A 1,606-nucleotide genomic window follows, 5' to 3' on the forward strand; every position below is an offset into this window, starting at 1 on the left:
TCCGCGAGACCTCGTACTGGATCGTTCGCCAGGGCGTGAAACTGGAGCACAAGACGCTATGCATTTCGCACATCGGCCTCGTCGCCTGCAGCATGTGGGACCTCTAGCCCGCAACCACCCTCACCCTCGTCCACAAAGCCCGCCTCGTGCGGGCTTTGTCGTTTCTGACGCCTATGGAACACACCTACCACTTCACACGGGCCAGTGGCAACGCCAAGACCGGCCCGATCCCCGTCACCACCACGAGCGCCGACAGCTGCCCGCCCACCTGCAGTTTCAAGGGCAACGGCTGCTACGCCGAATCTGGCCCGATCGCACTGCACTGGAAAGCCGTGAGCGCCGGCAAGCGCGGCGGCACGCTCGATGAGCTGTGCGCCAAGATCCGTGAGCTGCCGCGCCATCAGCTGTGGCGCATGAACCAAGCTGGCGACCTGCCGGTGACCAAGCCTGGGCAGATCTCTGCCGGTGCGCTACGCAAGCTCCTGGCTGCCAACAAAGGCCGCCGCGGATTCACCTACACCCACCACAAGCCCACGGCGGCCAACCGCCGCCTCGTGGCCGAGGCCAACGCTGCGGGGTTCACCGTGAACTGGTCGGCTGAGACTCTGGAGCAGGCCGACGAGTATGCGGACCTCCACAGTGGCCCTGTGGTGTGCGTGTTGCCTGCGGACCAGCTGACCCCTGTCCGCACGCCCGCGGGACGCCTGGTGACCATCTGCCCTGCTGTGACGGGCAACACTGACTGCCTCAACTGCGGCATCTGCCAGCAGCGCGACCGCCAGGCCATTGTGGGCTTCCCTGCGCACGGCTCGGGCGCCAAGCGAGTGCAGAAGGTGTTCTTCATGAAGCCTATGACACAGGCTATGACAACGTGAGGCGTTTTGGCGCTAATCTACGCGTTCTTTCAACGAACGGGGCAAAGAAAAACGGCTTAGGATTTCTCCTAAGCCGTTGATTTCATTACCAAACTTGGTAGGCGCGATTGGACTCGAACCAACGACCCCCACCATGTCAAGGTGGTGCTCTAACCAGCTGAGCTACGCGCCTGTCGTTATCAAGACCACGATTATAGCCATAAAAATCGCCCCCTCGGGCACGGCAGGCTACAAATCACACAATGCGCGGGAAGCGGGCTCACAGGCAAGGCCCGCGCGCGCCTCGCCTCAACGACGGCGGGCAGAACGAACGCCTGGCACCCCAGCCACGATGCCGAGCACCTTGTTCAGGCGGCCTGAGTCGGACACTTCTACCGTGAACGTCATCCACGCCGTGCCTTTGACGGACTGGGTCTGCACACCGATCACATTGGTTTTTTCGCGGGCAAACACTTCCGAGATGTCGCGCAGCAGGCCCTGGCGGTCGGCGGCCTCCACCGCGACGTCCACCGGGTACACCGCCGTGGATGCCGATGGCTTGGGCACGCCCCACTCCACCTCGATCACACGCTCGGCGTTGCGTGCCGCCATCTCGCGGAAGTTGCTGCAGTCGGCACGGTGCACGCTCACCCCTTTGCCGCGCGTGACAAAGCCACGGATGGTGTCCGGCGGTGCGGGCTTGCAGCACTTGGCCAGCTGCGTCATCAGCGAGTCGATGCCCACCACCAGCA

Annotated in this window: 2 protein-coding genes and 1 tRNA gene; 1 reads left to right on the forward strand and 2 read right to left on the reverse strand. The window is 63.6% G+C overall.

What is annotated here, in order from left to right; translation table 11 throughout:
- The first annotated feature begins 173 nt into the window (after positions 1-173).
- Positions 174-875: a hypothetical protein gene (locus DBR23_RS23490; protein WP_108499767.1), complete on the forward strand. Its 702-nt coding sequence runs from the start codon at positions 174-176 to the stop codon at positions 873-875.
- 95 nt (positions 876-970) lie between these two features.
- Here the strand turns inward: DBR23_RS23490 and DBR23_RS23495 are convergent.
- Positions 971-1,047: transfer RNA gene (locus tag DBR23_RS23495), tRNA-Val, on the reverse strand.
- A 116-nt stretch (positions 1,048-1,163) separates the two neighbouring features.
- Positions 1,164-1,606 (reverse strand): ACT domain-containing protein (locus DBR23_RS31600; protein WP_369882161.1); only part of this gene is annotated, 443 nt, incomplete at its 5' end.

The sequence above is a fragment of the Acidovorax sp. HMWF018 genome (assembly GCF_003061035.1).
GTDB lineage: Bacteria > Pseudomonadota > Gammaproteobacteria > Burkholderiales > Burkholderiaceae_C > Acidovorax > Acidovorax delafieldii.